The organism is Arthrobacter sp. 10T419 (assembly GCF_056394105.1).
In genome coordinates this window covers 1-462 of record NZ_JBFTHF010000043.1, presented here as the reverse complement: position 1 = coordinate 462, position 462 = coordinate 1, and the positions used below count along the sequence as shown (strand labels likewise).

At 60.9% G+C, this 462-nt stretch carries 1 protein-coding gene; it reads right to left on the bottom strand.

What is annotated here, in order from left to right; translation table 11 throughout:
- Positions 1-162 precede the first annotated feature (162 nt).
- A partial coding sequence (locus AC1DBD_RS17790; RefSeq protein WP_476982715.1) for a DUF3304 domain-containing protein occupies positions 163-462 on the bottom strand: 300 nt, incomplete at its 5' end.

Here is a 462-nt window from a genome sequence, read left to right as displayed (position 1 = left end):
TGTCGGTATGGTTGTTGCCCACCAGATTCAACGTCATCTGGTCTTCGRTGCATCCTGTCAGTGGCARGCACAGCCCGGCCAATAGGCAAAGACGCCAGACTGAGGGGAACCATTTCGTTTCGCGGCAATGACGCGTATTGGCAGGCATGGATAGAGTTTTTGTCACAGTTCGGCATCCTCACCCTTGAGCGGATAGTCCGGATGCCCGAGGCCCATCATGGTGACGAACACCTTGACCTCGCCGCCGCGCAGGAAATGGACAGCGAACCGGCCGCCCTCGTCGGGGCCATACCGTGGCACTTCCACGACGCGCTTTATGGCGTTCTCTCCATCCCAATCGCTCCCCCAGACCGTTACCGTCATGCCGGGCTTGTAGGCGCGTGGGATGCTGATGCAGCAGGTGAACCCTCCACCGCCCAGGCGCGTGGGATGCTGATGCAGCAGGTGAACCCTCCACCGCCC